Below are 21,307 nucleotides of genomic sequence, written 5' to 3'. Positions count from 1 at the left end.
ATTATGCCAAGGATGGTCGGCGCACCGCTGGACGAAAAAAAACCGCGCGGCCCGGGCGGGCGGCGCGGTTTTTGAGCCGTCGTCCCCGGCATTGCCGAAAACGACGTCCCGCGGACGCGGGAATCCATGCCGAGCATCGGAGTTCGGCGCGTCGCTTCCGACAAGCCGACTCCGGGACCTCAGCATGGAAATAGCCCGGTGGGCTGTTCCCATGTTCGCGGGGACGACGATTATTGGTTCTGCAGGAACGTCTTCAGCTTGTCCGACCGCGACGGCTGGCGCAGCTTGCTCATCGCCTTCGCTTCGATCTGGCGGATACGCTCGCGGGTCACGTCGAATTGCTTGCCCACTTCTTCCAGCGTGTGGTCGTTCGACATCTCGACGCCGTAGCGCATGCGCAGGACCTTCGCCTCGCGCGGGGTCAGCGAATCCAGCACTTCCTTGATCACGTTGCGCATCGACGCGTGCAGCGCGGCGTCCAGCGGGGCCAGCGTCGCGTTGTCCTCGATGAAATCCCCCAGCTGCGAATCGCCGTCCTCGCCCATCGGGGTTTCCATCGAAATCGGCTCCTTCGCGATCTTCATGATCTCGCGGACCTTCGATTCCGGCATCTCCATCTTCGTGGCCAAGGTCGCCATGTCCGGCTCGCTACCCGTTTCCTGCATGATCTGGCGCGAGATGCGGTTCATCTTGTTGATCGTCTCGATCATGTGCACCGGCACGCGGATCGTGCGGGCCATGTCGGCGATCGAACGCGTGATCGCCTGGCGGATCCACCACGTCGCGTACGTCGAGAATTTATAGCCGCGGCGGTACTCGAACTTGTCGACGGCCTTCAGCAGGCCGATGTTACCCTCCTGAATCAGGTCCAGGAATTGCAGGCCGCGGTTGATGTACTTCTTCGCGATCGAGATCACGAGACGCAGGTTGGCCACGGTCATTTCGCGCTTCGCCGTGCGGGCGCGCTTTTCGCCGGCCGCCATCTGGCGGTTGATCGTGCGCAGGTCCGCCAGCGGCAGCGCCACGCGCGCCTGCAGGTCGATCATGCGCTGCTGCAGTTCCAGGATGGCCGGCGCGTTCCGTTTCAACACGGCGCTGTACGGATAAGCGCAGTCGACTTCGCGCTGCACCCACTGGAGGTCCGTCTCGTTGCCCGGGAAGACCTTGATGAAGTGGGCGCGCGGCATGCCGCAGCGGTTCACGCAGATGTCCAGCACGGCGCGCTCGATGGCACGCACTTCGTCCATCTGGTGGCGCAGGGTGTCGCACAGCTTTTCCACGACCTTCGCGGTGAAGCGGATACCCAGCAGTTCGGACGAGATCACTTCCTGCGCCGCCGTGTAGGCCGGCGAGCCGTAGCCCTGCGTCTTGAACGCGTGGCCCATCTTGTCGAACTGCTTTTCGATGATGGAAAACTTGTCCAGCGCGCCCTTCTTCAGCGCGGCCAGCTGCTCGGCCGAGTAGCCCGCCGCGGCGCTGCCGCCCGCGCCGCCGTCGTCCTCTTCGTCCTCGACGTCGTCTTCTTCGTCTTCGTCCTCGTCGGCGGCGCTCGTGACGGGCGCGCTGGTGCCGGCGCCTTCGTTCGGATCGATCAGGCCGTCCACGACGTCATCGATCTTCAGTTCGTCCTTGGCGATCTTGTGCGACAGCGCGATGATCTCGGAAATCGTCACCGGGCACGCGGAGATCGCCTGCACCATGTCCTTCAGGCCGTCCTCGATGCGCTTGGCGATGGCGATCTCGCCTTCGCGCGTCAGCAGCGACACGGCGCCCATCTCGCGCATGTACATGCGGACGGGGTCGGTGGTGCGTCCGAAGTCGGAGTCGACGGTCGACAGCGCCGTCGCGGCGGCCGCTTCCACTTCGTCCTCCGAGGTCGGCGTGACGACGGCGTCCGACAGCAGCATCATTTCCGCTTCCGGCGCGCGCTCGTACACGGCGATGCCCATGTCGTTGAACGTCGCGATGATGCCTTCGATCGCTTCCGGATCGATGATGTTTTCCGGCAGGTGGTCGTTGATCTCCGCATGGGTCAGGTAGCCGCGCTCCTTGCCCATATTGATCAGGTTCTTCAGCTGCTGGCGGCGCTTTTCCAGTTCCTCGGCCGAGAAGCCTTCGGCGGCGCCGAACAGGGTGGCACCGCCCTTGGCCTTGCGCTCGCGCAGTTTCGACGCGGCCTTGAGTTCGGCGCGCTCGACGGCGTTCAGCGCCGCGATCTCGTCGTTTTCCGGCACGAATTCGCTCGGCTTGCGGCCACGGCGGCCCGGCACCTTCACTTGCGGCAGCAGATAGCCCGACGTGTCGATGGCGGCCAGCGCGGCGGCGTCCGTCGTCGTGCTGACGGTGCCGGTCGGCTGGCTTGACGTCGTCGTGGCGGTCGACGGCTCGATGCGGCGCGCGGTGCGGGCACGCACGACGCGCGCGGCCGGTGCCGCCTCGAACGCTTGCTCGACAGGGGCTTCGGGCGCTGCGGGCGCTGCGGGCACGGCCGGCGCTGCCGGCGCGGCGGTGTCGGCCTTCAGCGCGGCCAGGCGCGACGCGCGCTTCTTGACGATCACCGGCGGCGCGGCAGGCGCGGCCGGCGTCGGGATGACGTCGTCCGATTCATCGGCCGCAACGGCGGCGACCGGCGCGGGGGCCGCTTCCACCGGCGCGGCGACCGCTTCCACCGGCTCGGCGGCGGTCTGCACGTCGGCAGCGACGGCCGCCTCGTCGAACTGTTCCGGCTGCGACTGGGGCGCCTGCTCGGCATCGAGCTGGACCGCCTTCAGCGACGCCAGGCGCGAACGGGTCTTCACCACCGTCACCTTGGCTGCCGCTTCCGTTTCGAGGAAATACGAGGTCGCGGTCTTGGGCACGGCCAGCTGGGCCGTGCTTTTTGCCGGCGCTTTCTTTGCTGTCAGTGTCAGGGTCTTGGCGGTGTTTTTCATATAACTTTCTCCAGTCGAGGCGTGGCGCGCGCCTGCGAAGTCAATAACCCACCTGGCCCGCAGTGCGGACCCCGGAGGGCGTGGATGATCGGGATGGCCCTAGCTTAGGGCGGAAGCCTGGATATCAAGCACTCCTGCCGCTGCCGCCGGCCGGCGTCGTCCGGGCCAGCCGTGACGGGCTGCGACGCGCGCGCTCAAGGGGTTCAAGCGGAACGGAGTGTGGTTGAAATCGCGGTTTAGCATGTCGGAACGAAAAAAAGCCCGTCAGACAACGGGCTTGAATCTATTTTCCAGGAGAGAAATAGAGGAGACAAACGCATTATGCCTCAAGGAAATCATTAGCGATAATTGATATACCCAATAAGGGATATCACTCAGACGCATATTTCCTTTTCAACTTCCAGACCCTGGCTGCGTCGGCGCAAACCGTGCGCAAGGAAAGGGGCGGATCATACACGATTTCTCGGCCGCGCGCCGCAGCACATGCATGAAATGATGAGCATCCTGATACACCGAAGCCGCAACGCGCGGCAGGTTTTTCGACATGATCCGCGGTTGATTAGTCAACAAAACGATCCGTTACATAGCTGAGTGGCACACGCGCGTCGCGCGGCCATGCTATCCTTCCGCTTCCCGTTCTTACCATGAAGTCAATGAATACGATGAGTCCTGTCGCCGAGCTCCCCGAGGCCACCGAAAACGCCACCCACGCCACGCCCGATGCCACCCCGGGCGACGGCGCGCCTCAGGCCGCGGCCCCGGAAGTCAGCCCGGCCGCGGGCGCCGATGCGGCGTCCCAGTCCCCGCGCGCCCTGCTCAAGCAGCTGCAACAGCAATTCAAGGCCTTCCGCGACTGCCTGCCGCTGGCGATCGGCATCGACAAGCAGGTGCTGGCGCGCCTGCCCGGCCTGAACCGCAAGACCATGCGTGCCGCCCTGGGTATCCACACGGGCTCGATGCGCTATCTGCGCGCGATGGAAAAAGCCACCGTGCGCTACGACCTGGACGGCAACCCGGGCGCCGAAGTGACGGACACCCACCGCCAGCACGCCAAGGAACTCCTGCAGGAACGCTTCAAGAAGGAAGCCGAGCGCAAGAAGGCCGAGCGCGAAGCGGCCGCGCAGGCGGAAGCCGACCGCAAGCGCCAGGAAAAGCTGCAGCAGCTGGCATCGAAGTTCGCCAAACGCTGAGCGGCCGCGCCGGATGAGCGAGGCCGAGGACGCCCTCCCGCCTTACGAAGGCATCAAGCTGGCCGACGTGCGCCTCGTGCGCACGCGCCAGGATGCGGACGGCGCGCTGACCGCGCTGCTGGCATCCGACGCCATCGGCTTCGACACCGAATCCAAGCCCACGTTCCAGAAGGGCGAACAATCGACCGGCCCGCACCTCGTGCAACTCGCAACCGACGAGCACGCCTATCTGTTCCAGATCGGCATGCCCAAGCCGGCGGCGACGGATGGCGCGCCGCCGCCGCTCGTTCCCGGCATCGACGTCCTGCGCGCCGTGCTGGAATCGCCCGCGATCCTGAAGGTCGGCTTCGGCCTCGGCGACGACCTGCGCCGCCTGCGCGCCAAGCTCGGCATCGAGACGCACAACGTGCTCGACCTGTCCACGGCGCTGCGCCGCGGCGAACGCAACGCACTGGGCGCCAAGACGGCCGTCGCCCGCTTCTTCGGGCAGCGCCTGCAGAAATCGCGCAAGATCACGACGACCAACTGGGCCCTGCCGCGCCTGTCCGACAAGCAGATCCTGTACGCCGCGGACGACGCCCACGTCGCCCTGCGCATCTACCGCCACTGGCGCGCGAACCCGCCGCCGCCGCTGCCGCCCAAGCCCATCGCCGGCGGCCCGATGCGCGCCGCGCAGCCCAAGCCGCGCACGTAACATGCGTCCGGCCATCCTGCTCGCGCTGGCCCTGGCCGGCTGCTCGCGCCATGACGGCCCCGTCGACGGCGCCACCGTCTTCAAGCCGTGCGCATCGTGCCACCAGATCGGCCCGAGCGCACGCGGCGGCTTCGGCCCGCAGCTGAACGGCCTGTTCGGCCGGCGCGCAGGCAGCACGCCCGATTTCGCGTATTCCGACGCCATGAAGACTTCCGGCATCGCCTGGGACGAGCGTACCCTGTCCGCCTTCCTGCGCGATCCCGACAAGACGGTGCCCGGCACCAAGATGCGCTTCTGGGGCATCCGCGACGACCGCGACATGGCGGCGTTGCTGGCCTATCTGCGCGGCTACCAGGACCTGCCCTGAGCGGCGGCGTTATCATTTTCAAAAGATTGTGTGAAATTCAAGACGGCGCGGTATGATGGCGTTGGCAAGATCGCCGATCACAGGAATGCCATGCCCGTCCCGGTTCTTCGCCCCGCCCTGCTCGTTGCCGCCGCGCTGCACGCGGCGCCGGCATCGGCCCAGCCGGAGCGCGGCCTGCCCGACACGCTCGAACGGCGCGTCGCCGCCTGCACGTCGTGCCACGGCAGCCCGTCGCTACCCGCACCGACGACGGGGCCGCGCTACTACCCGCGCATCGCGGGCAAGCCGGCCGGCTACCTCTACAACCAGTTGCAGAACTTCAGCGCCGGCCGACGCCGGTATCCGCTGATGACGTATATGGTCGAGCACCTGTCGGACGATTACCTGCGCGAGATCGCGACATATTTCTCGACCCAGCACCTGCCCGCGCCCGTGCTCGCGCGCGCGGGCCTGCCGGCGGACCAGCTGGAGCGGGGGCGCGCACTCGTCACGCGCGGCGACGCGGTATTGAAGGTGCCGGCGTGCATGGCCTGCCACGGCCAGCGCCTGACAGGTGCCCTGCCCGCGATCCCCGGCTTGCTGGGCCTGCCGCGCGACTACATCAACGCCCAGTTCGGGGCGTGGCGCAACGGCACCCGCCGCGCGCACGCGCCGGATTGCATGGCGACCATCGCCGGGCGGTTGTCGCTGACGGACGTGGCGGCCGTCTCGGGCTGGCTCGCGAGCGAACCGATGCCGGACGATGCCAGTCCGGCCGCGGACGTCGCCCGCCCGATGCCGCTCGCCTGCGGCAGCGAGCCATGAAGCGCGTCGTCCTTTGGTCCGTCGCGGTGCTGGTCGTGCTGGCCGCGGCCCTGGTCGCGCTCGCCTGGCCGCGCGCGGAATTCATCCCGGCGCGTTCGCGCGACGCGTGGGCGCCGACGCAAGCCAACATCGCGCGCGGCGCCTACCTCGCCCGCGCCGGCGACTGCATGGCCTGCCACACGGCGCGCGGCGACACGCCGTACGCGGGCGGACGCGCGCTCGCGACGCCGTTCGGCACGGTCTACACCCCGAACATCACGCCGGACGCACAGACGGGCATCGGCGCCTGGACGGCGGACGATTTCTGGCGCGCCCTCCACAACGGCATCGCGCCGGGCGGCCGCATGCTGTATCCCGCGTTCCCGTACCCGAACACGACGAAAGTCACGCGCGACGACGCCGATGCGCTGTACGCCTATCTGCGCAGCCTCGCGCCGGTCCGGCGGGCCAATCGCCCGCACGCGCTGCGCTTCCCGTACGACCGGCAGATCGTGCTGGCCGGCTGGCGCCTGCTGTACTTCAAGCCGGGCGTGTACGCGCCGCAGCCGGCACGAAGCGCCGCGTGGAACCGCGGCGCCTACCTCGTCGAGGGCCTGGGCCATTGCGCCGCCTGCCACAGCCCGCGCAACGGCCTGGGCGCGACGGGCACGCGACTGTCCGGCGGCCACATCCCGGCCATCGGCTGGTATGCGCCCGCGCTGGACGCCGACCACGAAGCGGGCCTCGGCAACTGGGAACCCGCACACATCGTCCAACTGCTGCGCACCGGCGTGGCACCGCGCGGCGCCGTGTTCGGGCCGATGGCGGAAGTGGTGAATCAAAGCCTGCAATACCTGACGGAGGCGGACGCGGGCGCGATGGCGGTCTACCTGAAATCGCTGCCGGCGGCGCCTTCCGCACGCGTTCCCGACGCGCCGCCGCCCGAGGACGTCATGAAGGCGGGCCGCCAGTTGTACGAGCATCACTGCGCCGATTGCCACGGCGCCGACGGGCGCGGAACCCGCATCGCGGGCAATCCGGCGTACCCGCCGTTGGCGGGCAACGGCGCGCTGACGATGCCGGATCCCGTCAACGCGATCCGCATCGTGCTGAACGGCGGCTTTCCGCCGGCGACCGCCGGCAATCCGCGGCCGTTCGGGATGCCGCCGCACAGCCCGCAACTGGACGACGCGGAAGTGGCGGCCGTCGTGACGTATGTGAGGAACAGCTGGGGCAATGCGGCGCCGGCGGTGACGGCGCCGGAAGTCAACCGGTGGCGGGCGGTGCCGCTGGATTGATCCGGCGGCGAATCGCGCGCAATATCGGCTCTGGCATACTAGGCACCATCCATCACGAGGAGGCTGGCATGCCGCTTTATCGAGTCTGGTACCGCAACAATGAGGAACCGCTGGAATTCGCCACGCTCGCGCGCAGCAGCGAAGCGGAGATCCTCGATCACGTCCTCGAGCACGAACGGATCGAACGGGGCGCCCCGGCGACCGTGCAAGAGCTCATCGCCCGGCACAACCTGGCGCCGGTGCGCTACACGGAAGACGAAAGCGAGATGAACACGATCGGATAGCGCGCGCTACCCGATCCGGTCAGACCATCTCGGCGAAGCCGATCCGGTCCGTCGTCGCGGCGCGCGCGTCGTCGACGCCGACCTTGTGCGCCGCCAGCAGCGCCTCCAGCACGCTGTTCATCGTGTGGCAGCCCGGGCCGCGGCCCGCGTTCATGTGCGCGCGGATGGCGCCCAGGTCGCCCTCCTCGATCATGCCGGCGACGGCCGGGTTGATGGTCAGGCATTCCGTGGCGAGGTGGTAGCGGTTGCCCTGCTTGGACGGCAGCAGCGCCTGGCACAGCACGCCGCGCAGCGCGTGCGCGAGGGCCTGGCCCTGCGCTTCGGTGTTCCCCAGCAGACGCAGCATCTTTTGCAGGCCCAGTTCCGTCGAGCGCGCGTGCAAGGTCGCGAGCACGAGCGGGCCCGATTCGGCCAGCGCCAGCGCTTCCTGCGCCGTCTGCGCGTCGCGGATCTCGCCGATGACGATCACATCCGGCCGCTCGCGCAGCGCATCCAGCGCGCCCAGGTAATAGCTTTCGACGTCGCCGTCCACGCCCACCTCGCGCTGCGTGATGATGCATTTGCGCTGCGGGATCAAGGTCTCGACCGGGTCTTCGATGGTGATGATGTGGCCCGAGCGCTGCTTGTTGATCTCGTCGAGCATCGACGCGATCGTCGTCGACTTGCCCTGGCAGGTGTCGCCGATGATCAAGACGAGGCCACTGGTCAGGCGCGCGAATTCGCGCTCGTCCGCGTGCAGGCCGAGGGTGTCCAGCGCCAGCGGCTCTTTCGGGAAGCGGCGGATCACGCAGCCGAGGCGCTTCTTGCCCTGGAAGCTGAAGCAGTTGGCGCGGATGCGCGCCGTGTGCAGGTCGATCGAGCGGTCGAACGCGCGGTCGACGATGCGCTCGGCCCAGTTCGGCTCGATGACGTCGAAGAACTCTTCCAGCTCTTCCTTCGTGATCGGCGAATCCGTCACGGCCACGAGGCCTTTCGGCTGGCGCAGCATCAGCGGACTGTTCTGGTGGATGATGACGTCCGAAAACACCAGCTTCGAATTCAGCAGGTGCAGGATCTGCTCGACCAGGGTGCCAAACACCGGATGGTCTTCGTTTTCGATATACGACAGGGTGGGAATCTGCGAGGACTGGTGGTATTCCATCATTCTGCGATGTGCCAAACGGGCTCGGATGAGCGATGCTTCATTATAAAACCGGCATCCTGTCAAAATTCCAACTGGAAAGATATTTTTCTAACACCAAGCGTCCGGCGTGCCTTGGCCGCCACAACGCGTTGTCTTCCGGCCTATTGTTAGCGCATGACATTTTCGTGTTAGCATCATCGGAAACCAATAACAGGAGACTACGATGAACGGCACCCCCTTCACGCTCGCCCCGCTCGCATTCGCCGCCCTGTGCGCGGCGTCGCCCGCGCTGGCCCAGCAGACGCCCGAAGCCAGGGCCGCAGACCTCGTCGCGCGCATGACGCTCGAGGAAAAGGCGGCGCAACTGGGCAATGACGCGCCCGCGATCCCGCGCCTCAAGATCCCGAGATACAACTGGTGGAACGAGGGCCTGCACGGCGTCGCGCGCGCGGGCTACGCGACCGTGTTCCCGCAGGCCGTCGGCATGGCGGCCACGTGGGACGAACCACTGATGCACGACGTGGGCGACGTCATCGCGACGGAATTCCGCGCCAAATACATGGCGACCCGCAGCCCGGACGGCGGCACGGACTGGTACCGCGGCCTCACCGTGTGGTCGCCCAACATCAACATCTTCCGCGATCCGCGCTGGGGCCGCGGCCAGGAGACGTATGGCGAGGACCCGTACCTGACGTCGCGCATCGCCGTCAACTTCATCCGCGGCCTGCAGGGCGATGATCCGGCGGCATTCAAGACGATCGCCACCGCCAAGCACTTCGCCGTGCACAGCGGGCCGGAATCGAACCGCCACCGCGAAGACGTCCACCCGTCCCCGCACGACCTGGAAGACACCTACCTGCCCGCCTTCCGCGCCACGGTCAAGGAGGGCAAAGTGGCGTCCGTCATGTGCGCCTACAACGCCGTCAACGGCATCCCCGCGTGCGCCAGCGACGACCTGATGGAGCAGCACCTGCGCCGCGCCTGGGGCTTCAACGGCTTCGTCGTGTCGGACTGCGGCGCGGCCGCCAACATCTACCGCGACGACAGCCTGCACTACACCAAAACGCCCGAGCAGGCCGTCGCCGCCGCGTTCACGGCCGGCATGGACCTGATCTGCGGCGACTACCGCAACAAGATGACGACGGAGGCCGACCCCATCGTGAACGCCGTGCGCCACGGCGAGTTGAAGGAAGCCGTCATCGACCGCGCCCTCGTGCGCCTGTTCACGGGCCGCATCCGCCTCGGCCTGCTCGATCCGAACCCGCCGCGGGCCTACGCCTCCATCCGGCCTGCCGACAACGACACGCCGGCCCACCGCGCCGTCGCCCTGAAGACGGCCAGGGAAGCGATGGTGCTGCTGAAGAACGACGGCCTGTTGCCTTTGACGACAACGCCGAAGACCATCGCCGTCATCGGCCCGAACGCGGACAGCGAGGATGCGCTGGTCGGCAACTACAACGGCCAGCCGTCGCATCCGGTGACCGTGTTGGCGGGCATCCGCGCGCGCTTCCCGGATGCGAAGGTGCTGTACGCGCCGGGCACGGGCCTTGTCGGGCCCGCCGAGCCGCCCGTGCCGGATGCGAGCCTGTGCGTCGACGCCGCGTGCCGCACGCACGGCCTCAAGGCCGAACACTTCGACGGCCCGGACCTCGCGGGCGCCGCGCACGGGGCGACGGAATCCAACGCGCGCGCCGCGTGGCAGGACGGCGCCCATGATGCGTCGACGCGCTGGACCGGCTATTTGAAAGCGCCGCGCGCGGGCGCCTACAGCCTGCGCTACCTGAGCAATAACGGCTACCGCGTCTGGCTGGACGGCAAGCTCGTCGTGGATGCGTGGAACGTCACGGACTCGCCGTCGATCGAAGCCGGCAAGGCGACGCTGCAGGCGGGTCGCGCCTATCCGATCAGGATCGAGGCCGTGCAGCGCGGCGCGCGCGGCGACCAGAAACTCGTGTGGAGCACGCCGGCCGACGGCGGCCGGGAAGCCGTCGACCTGGCCCGCCGCGCGGACCTCGTCGTGTATGTCGCGGGCCTGTCCGCCAACCTGGAAGGCGAGGAACTCAAGCTGCAGGTACCGGGATTCGCCGGCGGCGACCGCACGAGCCTCGACCTGCCCGCGGCGCAGGAACAGTTGCTGGAGCGCGTCGTCGCGGCCGGCAAGCCGACCGTGCTCGTGCTGATGAGCGGCAGCGCGCTGTCCGTCAACTGGGCCGACAAGCACGTGCCGGCGATTATCCAGGCCTGGTATCCGGGCGGCGAAGGCGGCCACGCCGTCGCTGGCCTGATCGCGGGCGACTACAGCCCGGCCGGCCGCCTGCCGGTCACGTTCTACCGGGGTGTCGACGGCCTCCCCGCGTTCGGCGACTACCGCATGGAGGGCCGCACCTACCGCTACTTCAAGGGCGACGTCCTGTACCCGTTCGGCCACGGCCTGTCGTACACGACGTTCCGCTACGGGACGCCGACGCTGTCGGCACCGTCGATCGCGGCCGGCAGCCCGGTCGACGTCGACGTCGAGGTGGCCAACACGGGCAAGCGCGACGGCGACGAGGTCGTCCAGCTGTACGTGGCCAAGCCGGGCGACACCGCCAATCCGACCCTGGCCGGGTTCCGCCGCGTACACCTGAAAGCCGGCGAGCGCACGCGCGTCACGCTGGCGCTCGATGCGCGCGCCCTGTCGCAGGTGGACGCGGCCGGTGCGCGCCAGGTCGTGCCGGGTACGTACACGGTCTATCTGGGCGGCGGGCAACCGGGGCATGCGCAAACGGTCAAGACGGCCCTGACGGTCACGGGATCGCGATTCGACTTGCCGAAGTAAGACAAACCGTCGTCCCCGGGCTAGGCGCACCCTTGGCGGGAACCCGATTTCCGTGGTGATGCCCGCAATACTTGGGCCCCGCCCGCGCGGGGACGACGTGGTATATGCTGCAGTCCACTCCACGTGCGCGCATTCCGGTCCGGTTTTCGTGCGGTTTGTCGCAAACCGGTATCGGGACGCATGCCTCCCGCTTACGATGACGCCATCGAGAACATCCACGCACACAGGGAGAACATCATGATCGCCAATCCGACCCGCCGCATCGTCATCGCCGCCTGCGCCCTCGCCTGCATCGCCGTCGCCCCGCAGGCCATTGCTGCCGACTGGAGCTGGGGCAAGAGCGAACAGGTGCAGGGCAGCGGCAAGATCCAGCACCAGGCGCGCGACGTCGCCCATTTCGACGGCGTCGCGATGTCCTTGCCCGGCAACGTCGAGATCAGGAGCGGCGGCGAGCGCGAAGGTCTCACCATCGACGCGGACGACAACCTGCTGCCGCTGATCGAAACCGTCGTCGAGGACGGCACGCTGAAGATCCGCGCCAAGCGCAACACCAACCTGCGCACCCGCAACCTGAAAGTCCTCGTGCAGGCGCGCAGCGTCGATCGTCTCGTGCTGGGCGGCTCGGGCAATATCGATGCCGACGTCGTGCGCGGCGGCCGCGTCAAGTTCGACGTGGGCGGCTCGGGCGCCATCAAGGTCCACCGCATCGAGGGCGAATCCGTCAACGTCGCCCTCGGCGGCAGCGGCGACCTGAAAGTCCTGGACGGCACGGCGCGCAGCACGTCGATCTCGATCGGCGGTTCCGGCACCGTCGACCTGGCCCATGTGCGCACCGAGAACGCCAGCGTCACCGTGGCGGGTTCCGGCAACGTGACGCTGTGGGTGCGCGACAGCCTGAGCCTGACGGTGGCCGGCTCGGGCGACGTCAGTTACTACGGCGATCCGCAGATCACCAAGTCCGTCGTCGGTTCCGGCAACGTCCGCCGCCTGGGCGCCGCCCCGCGCTGATCACAGGTCCCAGCGGACCTCGGCCACGACGGTCCGCTGCGTGTACGGATGGAACGCCCAGTACTTGCGGTCGCCCAGGTTGTCGACGCCGACCGCCGCGCTCCACCGGCGGCCAAAACGATAGCGCAGCCGCGCGTCGACCACGAGATAATCCGACACCCCCATGTAGGCATCGCCGTTCGGGTCGCTGTTGTCCAGCGTCCCGTACTGGCGGCCGCTGTAGCGGGCGCCCAGCGTCGCGGTCCACTTGTCGTTCGCCTTCCACGTCGCAAGCATCGTCGCGCGCCAGCGCGGCACGCGCGGCTGCCACTTGCCCACGCTTGCCGGAAAGCCCGCGTTTTCCGCGATGATGGAATCGGCATACGTCAGGCTGGACGACAAAGCCAGCCCCTTCACCCCGACGTCGTCCGCCTGCGCCGACACCTCCAGGCCGTTCGTGCGGATGCGTCCCACGTTCTGCACGGTGTTCACGGTCGTCCCGCCGGCGACGAGCAGCGGCTGCGAATACAGCGCGTCGCGCGTCGTCTCGCGGAACAGCGTCACGCGCAGCGAACTCCTGTCCTTCATCGTCTCGGCCGACAGCTCGCTCGTCCACGACCTTTCCGCCTTCAGGTTAGGATTACTGTTGACGATCGCATCGCCGACGATGGTCCCCTGGAACAGCTCGGCCGCCGTCGGATTGCGCGCGGCGCGGCCCGTCGACGCCTTCAGGGTCCAGTCCGGGCTCGCGCGCCAGGACAGCGCGGCCTTCGGCGACCATGCCGTCTCGCTGCGGTCCGGGAACGGCAGCGGCGCCGCCAGCACGGCGTTCGCCAATTCCCCGCCGTACGCGCGCCACCGTTCGAAGCGGGCGCCCATGGTGGCGCGCCAGTCGTCCGCGATGCGCCAGCTGTCCTGCGCATACAGGCTTTCCAGCCACGTGTTGCCGTTGAAGACGGAGACCTGTCTGCCGTCGCCCGCATGCAGCCAGTCCGTCGTGGTGCCGAACACGCGGGTGCGCAGCTTCGCGTGATCCGACTGCAGCCCGAATTCGACCGTGTGCGCCGCCAGCACGCCCGCGTCCGGCCGCCAGATGCCCTTCAACGCCAGGGTGTTCCAGCCGCTGCCGTGCATGTCCGTGACCTGGCCGGCGCCGTTCGTGGCGGCGTCGGGCACGAGCACGGTCGGCGTGCGCACGAGGTCGCGCGCATAGTCGTAGACGCTGGCGGCGATCTCCCAGTCGAACGTGTCGCGGCTGTGCCGCTTGAGCGACAGGCCGTGCATCGCGTGTTCCAGCGTGCCGCGGCTGGGGGCGAAGTCGGACGCCCTGACGTCGTACGCGCGGCCGTCGATGTTCACGCGAGTGGCCGTCGTGACGGGGTTGCCGGCCGCATCGCGCAGGTAGGAATCGGCCACGCGCGCCGCCTCGTTGCGCCACCAGCCGAACGTGTAGCTGGCGCGGAGCTTCGGGCTGATGTCCCAGGCGAGCTTGAACTTGGCGTGGTCCTGCACGGTGCGCGTCCGGCTTGTCGCGCCGATCAGCCACCAATCCTTGTTCGACGGATTGCGGCCCGCCACCGCGCCCGTCACGGGAACGCCACCACCGTTCGGCACGCCGCTGGCTACCAGCTTGTTGGCGAACGCGATCGGCTGGGCATCGCTGTCGAGACGCGACACGTCGATCCAATACGACCACGCGCCGCTGCGGTCGCCCAGCGCCGCGCTGCCCTGCCAGCCGTCGTAGCGGTCATCGGTCCGGTATAACTTGAAGCCTTGCGAATAGCCGGACAGCTTGACGTGGGCTTCGCGCTTTACCGGCATGCGGGTCTGGAAGTCGACGACGGCGCCGACCGAATTGCCCGGATACGCGGCCGCGAACGGGCCGTAGAGCACGTCGACACGCTCGATTTCCTCGGGCGTGACGAGACCCCAGCGCGGCGTGTACGCGGCGCCGTTGCCGAGCAGGTTCGATAAGAGGATGCCGTCCGCGTACACGAGCGAGCGCGCGCTGTTGCCCGTGCCGGACGCGCGGCTCGCGAGCACGGCGTGGTCGTAGTCCCCCGTGTAGCGCTTGCGCACATTCAGGCTGGGCAGGTATTTCAAAGCGTCCTCGCTGTCGAACGCGTTGATCCGTTCCTCGACCTGGGCACCCGTGATGCCCTCGATCGTCGTCGGGATCTGCGCGGGCAGCGAGGTCGGGCGGCCGCCCGTCACGATCACGGTTTCCAGGTGCGTGTCGTCGGCGTGCGCGTTCGTGCCGAGGCACGCCAGCGCGGCGAGCGCAAGGCGATGATGGTTGAGTCGCATGCGCACCTCAGTGATGGTGCGGCGGCATCGCGGCCGGCATGACCTCCAGCACCGGCGCGGGCGTCTTCGATGCGGGATCGACGTCGCTCCAGTCCGTGCGGCCCTTCTCGCACTGCTGGCCGACCTTGAACACGTAGCGGGCAGGCAGGTCCGGCAGCTTGGCCTGCAGCGTGAATTCGTCGTAGTACGCATCCGGCAGCGGTCCGCCGCGCCAGGCGATCTCGCGCACGGCGCTCGTGATCGTCTTGCCGTGGATTTGCAGCGGCGTCGCGAGCTTGCCTTCGACGAGGTTGATGGTCCAGCCCGGCTTGGGCATGGGCTTCGCCGTCACGCCGTCAGGCAGAAGCACCGTGATGCCGGTCGTGGCGCTGCCGTCGCAGCCGTGGCCGACCTTGAACACGATGGTCTGATAGGCACCGGCCGGCGCGCTGGCCGGGGCGATGGTGATATGGGCGTGCGCCAGCGGCGCCGCGCACAAGGCGGCGAACAGAAATGTTTTCATCGTGCGCTCCCGTCAGTGTGCCGCGGTGTACGTCAGCGGTTTGACCGGCACCTGCACGGTGACGTTCTCGCGTTTCTTGTCGGCGCCCACGAACGTCAGGGTCAGCGGCACCTGCTCGCCGTCCTTGAGCTGCCGCTTCAGGTCGAACAGCATGACGTGGTAGCCGCCGGACGCCAGGTTGACGGTCTGGCCGGCGGGCAGGTCGATGCCGTCGACCTTTTGCATGCGCATGGTCTGGCCCTCCATGCCCATCTGGTGGACTTCGGCGCGGCCGGCAACGGGGGTCTGGACCTCGACGAGGCGCGTGGCCTTGGGCGAGCGCAGTTGCATGAAGGCGCCGGCCGTCTTCTGGGCCGGCACAGTGGCGCGGATCCACGGATCGCCGACGGTCACCTGGGCGAATGCCGCGGACGTGGTAACGAGGCTGGCCGCGGCCAGCATAAGGAATTTACGATACATGACTTCACCTGACAGAAATGGATAAACGGTGCGTGAACACCGGAATAAAAAGTCAGGCGAAGACAGGCGGACCGCGCGGGACGGCCGCGATCCAGACAGCCAGCGGACGGGGCGCGTGGTGGAACAGGAAAGGACGGGGCGCCGTGCCGTGCACGAGCGCCAGCGGCGCGTGCACGGGTGGCGGCAGGCCGTGGCTGCCCGCGTGCGTGAGGCAGTAGCCGCAGTCGCCCGCCAGGCTCATGTCGCCGTGCCCGTCCTGCATGAGCAGCGCGGCCGCGGCGGCGAACGGTGCGCCGCCATCGACACTGCAGACGTCGACCGGGATCGCCGGCCGGCTCATGGCCAGCGCATGCGAGACCGTCGGCGCGAGCGCGTTCAGCAGCACGGCGCACAGTGCCAGCCAGACGAAGCGCACACGGACTGTTATCGAACGGATCGGCATGGTCCGATTATAGCCGCGTATGCGCCGGCGTGTGCATACGCGCCCCCGGACAAATTGTCCAGTCAAAAAGAACGGATCAGCGCTCGGCCATGAGCGTCTCGCGCTCGACCTGCACGGTCTGCTGCCCGTCCGTCAGCCACACCTGGCCGTCCTGGATCGTGCATTGCAGCTGCATCGAGCGCTGGGCCATCTGCTCCAGCTGGGCGCTGGTCTCGGCCGGGATGTTGATGATGGAAATTTTCTTCGTGCGTTCGAGCTTGCTGGCCAGGCCCTTGAACCAGATGTTGCTGGTGGCGCTGTAGCTGTACACGACCACGTGGTCGGCGCGGCCGGCCGCCTTCATGAGGCGGCGTTCGTCGGGCTGGCCCACCTCGATCCAGAGGTCGATGGCACCCGTGAGGTCCTTGAGCCACAGTGCCGGCTCCTCGACGTCGAACAGGTCCTTGCCGTAGGTAAGCAGAGGGTCGGCATGCAGGGCGAAGGCGAGCAGGCGGATCATCACCCGCTCGTCGGTTTCCGACGGATGCCGCGCGATCGTGAGCGCGTGCTCCTGGTAATAGTTGCGGTCCATGTCCGCAATGCTCAGGTCTGCCTTGTAAATCGTTGCTTTCAGGGCCATTGAAGCCAGTCTTTCAGTCTAAAGTGGTCAGCTGAACACGACGGTCTTGTCGCCGTTCAGCAGGATGCGGTGCTCCACGAACCACTTGACCGCACGGGCCAGCACGACGCTCTCGACGTCGCGGCCGATGGCCGTCAGCTGTTCCGGGCGCATGGCGTGGTCGACGCGCTCGACGTCCTGCTCGATGATCGGGCCTTCGTCCAGGTCGCCCGTGACGAAGTGGGCCGTCGCGCCGATCAGCTTCACGCCGCGGCGGTGCGCCTGCGCATACGGACGCGCGCCCTTGAAGCTGGGCAGGAACGAATGGTGGATATTGATCGCCCTGCCCTTCAAGGCTTCGCACAGCCCCGGCGACAGGATCTGCATGTAGCGCGCCAGCACGACCAGGTCGATACGGTGGGTGCCCAGCAATTCGATGATGCGCGCCTCCTGGGCGAGCTTGGCCGATTCGCTGGCACCGGCCTCGAGCGGCAAGTGGTGGAAGGGGATATTGTAACTGGCCGCGAGCTGGTAGAAGTCCATGTGGTTCGACACGATGGCCGGAATCTCCACCGGCAGCAGGCCGCTGCGGTAGCGGAACAGCAGGTCGTTGAGGCAGTGACCGATCTTGGACACCATGATCAGCACGCGCGGCTTGACGCGAGCGTCGTGCAGCGCGCCTTCCGCGCCCAGGTCGGCGCACAGCGAGCCGAAGCCGGCGCGCAGCAGTTCGTCGGACATCGCGTCGTCTTCCAGCGCGAAATGCACGCGCATGAAGAACAGCTTCGATTCCGGATCGCCGAACTGGGCCGAGTCGATGATGTTGCAGCCATGTTCGGCCAGGAAACCCGAGACGCGCAGCACGATGCCGCGGTGGTCCAGGCAGGACAGGGTCAGGATATATTCTGGATACATTGCTAGATACTTCAGAATGGTTGAGGTTGACTGAGCCCGGCCATTGTCGCATAACCGGGGTCAGAGCCCGATTTAAAGAAATTGCCAAAAACCGGGCTCTGACCCCGGTTCTCACAGGAGACGCATATGACCACAAACCGACAATTCCGCCTCGCCGCCCGCCCCGTCGGCCTGCCCAAGGCCACCGACTGGCAAGTGACGGAGGAACCGCTCGCTCCCCTCAACGACGGCGAGGTGCGCGTGCGCGTGCTGTATCTGTCGCTCGACCCGGCCATGCGCGGCTGGATGAACGAAGGTAAATCGTATATCCGGCCCGTCGCCATCGGCGAGGTGATGCGCGCGGGCGGGGTCGGCGTCGTCGAGGCGTCGAACTCGCCGCACGTCGCCGTGGGCGACCACCTCGCCGGCACCTTCGGCGTGCAGCAGTACTGGACCGGGCCCGTCGACGCCAAGGCGGCCGCGGCCATGAAGATCGATCCGACGTTCGCGCCGCTGCCGGCCTGGCTGAACGTGCTGGGCATGCCCGGCATGACGGCATACTTCGGCCTCACCGACATCGGCCAGCCGAAAGCCGGGGAGACGGTCGTCGTGTCGGCGGCGGCGGGCGCCGTCGGCGCGACGGTGGGCCAGGTGGCGAAGCAGCTCGGGTGCCGCGCCGTCGGCATCGCCGGCGGACCGGATAAGTGCCGCTACGTCGTCGACGAACTCGGCTTCGACGCCTGTATCGACTACAAGGCCGGTCCCGTCGCGGCGGGTCTCAAGGAACATTGTCCGCAAGGCGTGGACGTTTATTTCGACAATGTGGGCGGCGAGATCCTCGACGCCGTGCTGGCGCGCATCAACCTCAAGGCGCGTATCGTGATCTGCGGCGCCATCTCGCAGTACAACAACACGACGCCCGTGCGCGGACCAGCCAATTATCTGTCGCTGCTCGTGAACCGGGCGCGCATGGAAGGCATGGTGGTCTTCGACTACGCGCCGCGCTATCCGGAAGGCGTGCAACGCCTCGGCGCATGGCTGCGGGAAGGCGCCATCAAGAGCCGCGAACACGTCGTCGAGGGCCTCGATCATTTTCCCGACGCCTTGACGATGCTGTTCGAAGGGAAGAACTTCGGGAAACTGGTGCTCAAGATCGCCGACGATATCCGCTAAAAACCAGGCGCATGCCGCCGGAACCATTTCACTCCCCGCCTCTCTAAACTCACGAGCGCAACCATGACGCTCGCTTTGATTGTTCAGGCACAAGGAGACCGATATGGCGACAAGCAAGGATGGCGGCAACAAGGGTGCCGCTGACTCCGGCGGCAGCGAGCAGAAAAGCCAGCCGGCCAAGCGCGGTTTCGCTGCGATGGACCAGAACCAGCAGCGTCAAATCGCCAGCAAGGGTGGCCAGGCCGCCCACCAGAAGGGCACGGCGCACGAATTCGATTCGGAGGAAGCGCGCCGGGCGGGCCAGAAAGGCGGGGAAGTGGTCAGCCGCAACCGCGCCCACATGGCGGATATCGGCCGCAAAGGCGGGGAAAGCCGGCAATCGGCCAACCGCGCCGCAGCAGCCGCGAAAGCCGGCAACCGCCAGGGCAGCAAGGAGTCATGACGTCCGGGGAGTCTTCCCCTCACCAAGCGCGCAAGCGCCGACCGCGCCGCCGTGCCGGGCGCGGTCGCCCATCATCATCCTCTGCATCCAGGACACGGACGTGCTAGAGTGCCGCCCTTATGTCCTCGCCATCCCAACTGAAATACCTGGGCGCCTATCCCGCGCACGTGCTGTCCCAGGTCGAGCGCCTGATCGCCGACGACCGCCTGGCAGACCACCTGCGCCGGCGCTACCCCGACGCGCACGATGTCCGCACCGACAAGGCCTTGTATGGCTACGTCCAGGATCTGAAAGACGAATACCTGCGCAACGCCGAGCCCATCGCGAAGGTCGCCTACGACAGCAAGATCGGCATCGTGCAGCAGGCACTGGGCCTGCACACGGCGATCTCGCGGGTGCAGGGCGGCCGCCTGAAGGCCAAGCACGAGATCCGCATCGGCACCGTGTTCCGCGACGCGCCGCCCGCGTTCCTGCGCATGATCGCCGTGCACGAACTGGCGCACCTCAAGGAAAAAGACCACGACAAGGCCTTTTATAAACTGTGCTGCTGGATGGAGCCGGACTACCACCAGTTCGAGTTCGACGTGCGCCTCTACCTCACCCTGCTCGACCTGGGCGGTGGCCGGTTATGGGGCAATCCCTCGTTGCCGTAATGCAACAAGATTTTGAACAACAACCGGCCTGGGGCAAAACCTGTCGACTTTCTTGTAGGCACGCATTACAGTCGAGTTCCGCACCTGGCGCTCCCGGCCGGCCCGTCCGTCGACTCAAATGCAGCAACAACGCCTCGCTCAGTTCCTGTTACTTTCGCTGTTCGGACTTGCCGGCGGCGCCCGCGCCGACGACGAGCCGGCACGCGCGCCCGACTGGCGCGTCTCCGGCTTCGGCACGCTGGGCATCGCGCATGCCAGCGAACGCGAAGCGGACTACACGTCGTCCGTCTTCAAGGCCAGCGGCGCCGGGGCCACGCGCCGCTGGAGCGCCGACGTCGACACCCGCCTCGGCATCCAGCTCGACGCCACGCTCGCGCGCCGCTGGTCGGCCGTGCTGCAGGTCGTCAGCGAACAGGGGCTCGACAACACCTACCGCCCGCGCGTCGAATGGGCCAACGTCAAATACCAGGCGACGCCCGAACTGGCCTTGCGCGCCGGCCGCATCGCGCTGCCCGTCTTCCTGATGGCGGACTATCGCAAGGTCGGCTATGCGTACCCGTGGGTGCGTCCGCCCGTCGAAGGCTATAACGTCCTGCCCGTGACCAGCAGCGACGGCGTCGACGCCACCCTGCGCTGGAGCGCGGGCCCGGTGCGCAATGCGTCGCAGGTCTTCTACGGCCACAGCGCCGTGACGCTGGTCGAGCCCCTGCACGTGTACGGGCGCGGCGGCGTCGGCGTGTCAAACACGAGCGACTGGGGCGCATTGAGCGTGCGCGCCAACGTCCTCAGCGCCGAGATCTCAAGCGACATCGGCTCCGACATATTCGACGCCTTCGACGCGTTCGGCCCGGCCGGCCAGGACCTGAGCCGGCGTTACGCCATGGACCACAAGCGCATGATGCTCGCGAATATCGGCGCGAGCTACGATCCCGGTACCTGGTTCGTGATGGCCGAAGCGGGCCGCACGGTCACCCACTCCTTCCTGGGCGCGACGCGCAGTGCCTACGTCGGCGCCGGCTGGCGCTGGCACGCGCTTACGCCGTATGCGACCTGGGCGCGCGTGCGGGCCGCAGGGACCACGCTGGGCGCGGGCCTGCCGCTCGGCGCCCTTCCCCCGGCGCTGGCGCCGACGGCGGCCGCGCTGAACGCCGGCCTGAGCTTCCTCCTGTCGACGATTCCGCAACAGACGTCCTTGGCGGCCGGCCTGCGCTGGGACCTGCGTACGAACATGGCGTTGAAGGTGCAGTACGACCGCGTCACGCCGCACGACGGCTCGCGCGGAACGTTCATCAACACGACGCCGCGCTTCCAGTCGGAGCGCACGAGCCACGTGGCCAGCGTCGCCCTCGACTTCGTGTACTAG

At 67.6% G+C, this 21,307-nt stretch carries 20 protein-coding genes; 12 read left to right on the top strand and 8 right to left on the bottom strand.

The window, feature by feature from the left end; all coding sequences use genetic code 11:
• Nucleotides 1–230: 230 nt before the first annotated feature.
• Entirely contained in the window at nucleotides 231–2,930 is a 2,700-nt protein-coding gene (gene rpoD / locus BVG12_RS29485; protein ID WP_075795510.1) for an RNA polymerase sigma factor RpoD, read from the bottom strand.
• A 653-nt stretch (nucleotides 2,931–3,583) separates the two neighbouring features.
• Here rpoD and BVG12_RS29480 point away from each other — a divergent pair.
• The 6 genes from BVG12_RS29480 to BVG12_RS29455 all read left to right on the top strand — a co-directional run bounded on the left by BVG12_RS29480 (nucleotide 3,584) and on the right by BVG12_RS29455 (nucleotide 7,546).
• Nucleotides 3,584–4,120, top strand: a complete 537-nt coding sequence (locus BVG12_RS29480; protein ID WP_075795509.1) for a ProQ/FINO family protein — start codon at nucleotides 3,584–3,586, stop codon at nucleotides 4,118–4,120.
• 13 nt (nucleotides 4,121–4,133) lie between these two features.
• Nucleotides 4,134–4,814: a 3'-5' exonuclease gene (locus tag BVG12_RS29475; RefSeq protein WP_075795508.1), complete on the top strand. Its 681-nt coding sequence runs from the start codon at nucleotides 4,134–4,136 to the stop codon at nucleotides 4,812–4,814.
• A gap of 1 nt (nucleotide 4,815) precedes the next feature.
• On the top strand, nucleotides 4,816–5,181 hold the full coding sequence (locus BVG12_RS29470) for a c-type cytochrome (protein ID WP_075795507.1): 366 nt from the start codon (nucleotides 4,816–4,818) through the stop codon (nucleotides 5,179–5,181).
• Nucleotides 5,182–5,271: 90 nt separating this feature from the next.
• Nucleotides 5,272–5,985: a c-type cytochrome gene (locus tag BVG12_RS29465; protein WP_075795506.1), complete on the top strand. Its 714-nt coding sequence runs from the start codon at nucleotides 5,272–5,274 to the stop codon at nucleotides 5,983–5,985.
• Nucleotides 5,982–7,262: a cytochrome c gene (locus BVG12_RS29460; protein ID WP_075795505.1), complete on the top strand. Its 1,281-nt coding sequence runs from the start codon at nucleotides 5,982–5,984 to the stop codon at nucleotides 7,260–7,262. Before BVG12_RS29465 ends, BVG12_RS29460 begins: the two co-directional genes overlap by 4 nt.
• A gap of 68 nt (nucleotides 7,263–7,330) precedes the next feature.
• On the top strand, nucleotides 7,331–7,546 hold the full coding sequence (locus BVG12_RS29455; protein ID WP_075795504.1) for a hypothetical protein: 216 nt from the start codon (nucleotides 7,331–7,333) through the stop codon (nucleotides 7,544–7,546).
• Between the two features lie 19 nt (nucleotides 7,547–7,565).
• On the opposite strand, the gene BVG12_RS29450 is transcribed toward BVG12_RS29455, so the two are convergent.
• Nucleotides 7,566–8,687, bottom strand: a complete 1,122-nt coding sequence (locus BVG12_RS29450) for a type IV pilus twitching motility protein PilT (protein ID WP_075795503.1) — start codon at nucleotides 8,685–8,687, stop codon at nucleotides 7,566–7,568.
• A 205-nt stretch (nucleotides 8,688–8,892) separates the two neighbouring features.
• Between BVG12_RS29450 and BVG12_RS29445 the strand changes: the two genes are divergently transcribed.
• Nucleotides 8,893–11,487 (top strand): glycoside hydrolase family 3 protein, encoded by a 2,595-nt coding sequence (locus tag BVG12_RS29445; protein WP_075795502.1) that lies wholly within the window; start codon nucleotides 8,893–8,895, stop codon nucleotides 11,485–11,487.
• 237 nt (nucleotides 11,488–11,724) lie between these two features.
• Entirely contained in the window at nucleotides 11,725–12,495 is a 771-nt protein-coding gene (locus BVG12_RS29440; protein ID WP_075795501.1) for a head GIN domain-containing protein, read from the top strand.
• On the opposite strand, the gene BVG12_RS29435 is transcribed toward BVG12_RS29440, so the two are convergent.
• The 6 genes from BVG12_RS29435 to purU all read right to left on the bottom strand — a co-directional run bounded on the left by BVG12_RS29435 (nucleotide 12,496) and on the right by purU (nucleotide 17,697).
• Complete coding sequence (locus tag BVG12_RS29435) at nucleotides 12,496–14,781, bottom strand: TonB-dependent receptor (protein ID WP_075795500.1); 2,286 nt, start codon at nucleotides 14,779–14,781, stop codon at nucleotides 12,496–12,498.
• 7 nt (nucleotides 14,782–14,788) lie between these two features.
• Entirely contained in the window at nucleotides 14,789–15,283 is a 495-nt protein-coding gene (locus tag BVG12_RS29430; protein WP_075795499.1) for a YcnI family copper-binding membrane protein, read from the bottom strand.
• Nucleotides 15,284–15,295: 12 nt separating this feature from the next.
• A complete protein-coding gene (locus BVG12_RS29425) occupies nucleotides 15,296–15,742 on the bottom strand; it encodes a copper chaperone PCu(A)C (RefSeq protein ID WP_075795498.1) in 447 nt (148 codons plus the stop codon).
• 52 nt (nucleotides 15,743–15,794) lie between these two features.
• Complete coding sequence (locus tag BVG12_RS29420) at nucleotides 15,795–16,184, bottom strand: DUF2946 domain-containing protein (protein ID WP_075795497.1); 390 nt, start codon at nucleotides 16,182–16,184, stop codon at nucleotides 15,795–15,797.
• A gap of 76 nt (nucleotides 16,185–16,260) precedes the next feature.
• A complete protein-coding gene (locus tag BVG12_RS29415; protein ID WP_075795496.1) occupies nucleotides 16,261–16,803 on the bottom strand; it encodes a YaeQ family protein in 543 nt (180 codons plus the stop codon).
• Between the two features lie 27 nt (nucleotides 16,804–16,830).
• Nucleotides 16,831–17,697: a formyltetrahydrofolate deformylase gene (purU, locus tag BVG12_RS29410; RefSeq protein WP_075795495.1), complete on the bottom strand. Its 867-nt coding sequence runs from the start codon at nucleotides 17,695–17,697 to the stop codon at nucleotides 16,831–16,833.
• A 126-nt stretch (nucleotides 17,698–17,823) separates the two neighbouring features.
• On the opposite strand from purU, the gene BVG12_RS29405 reads away from it, so the two are divergent.
• The 4 genes from BVG12_RS29405 to BVG12_RS29390 all read left to right on the top strand — a co-directional run bounded on the left by BVG12_RS29405 (nucleotide 17,824) and on the right by BVG12_RS29390 (nucleotide 21,307).
• Nucleotides 17,824–18,849 (top strand): NADP-dependent oxidoreductase, encoded by a 1,026-nt coding sequence (locus tag BVG12_RS29405; protein ID WP_075795494.1) that lies wholly within the window; start codon nucleotides 17,824–17,826, stop codon nucleotides 18,847–18,849.
• 103 nt (nucleotides 18,850–18,952) lie between these two features.
• Nucleotides 18,953–19,291, top strand: a complete 339-nt coding sequence (locus BVG12_RS29400; RefSeq protein ID WP_075795493.1) for a KGG domain-containing protein — start codon at nucleotides 18,953–18,955, stop codon at nucleotides 19,289–19,291.
• Between the two features lie 119 nt (nucleotides 19,292–19,410).
• Nucleotides 19,411–19,944, top strand: a complete 534-nt coding sequence (locus tag BVG12_RS29395) for a M48 metallopeptidase family protein (RefSeq protein WP_075795492.1) — start codon at nucleotides 19,411–19,413, stop codon at nucleotides 19,942–19,944.
• A 118-nt stretch (nucleotides 19,945–20,062) separates the two neighbouring features.
• Nucleotides 20,063–21,307, top strand: coding sequence for a hypothetical protein (locus BVG12_RS29390; protein WP_075795491.1), 1,245 nt, complete (start codon nucleotides 20,063–20,065; stop codon nucleotides 21,305–21,307).

The sequence above is a fragment of the Massilia putida genome (genome assembly GCF_001941825.1).
GTDB classification, from domain to species: domain Bacteria; phylum Pseudomonadota; class Gammaproteobacteria; order Burkholderiales; family Burkholderiaceae_D; genus Telluria; species Telluria putida.
This window is presented reverse-complemented; position numbering and strand designations above follow the sequence as displayed.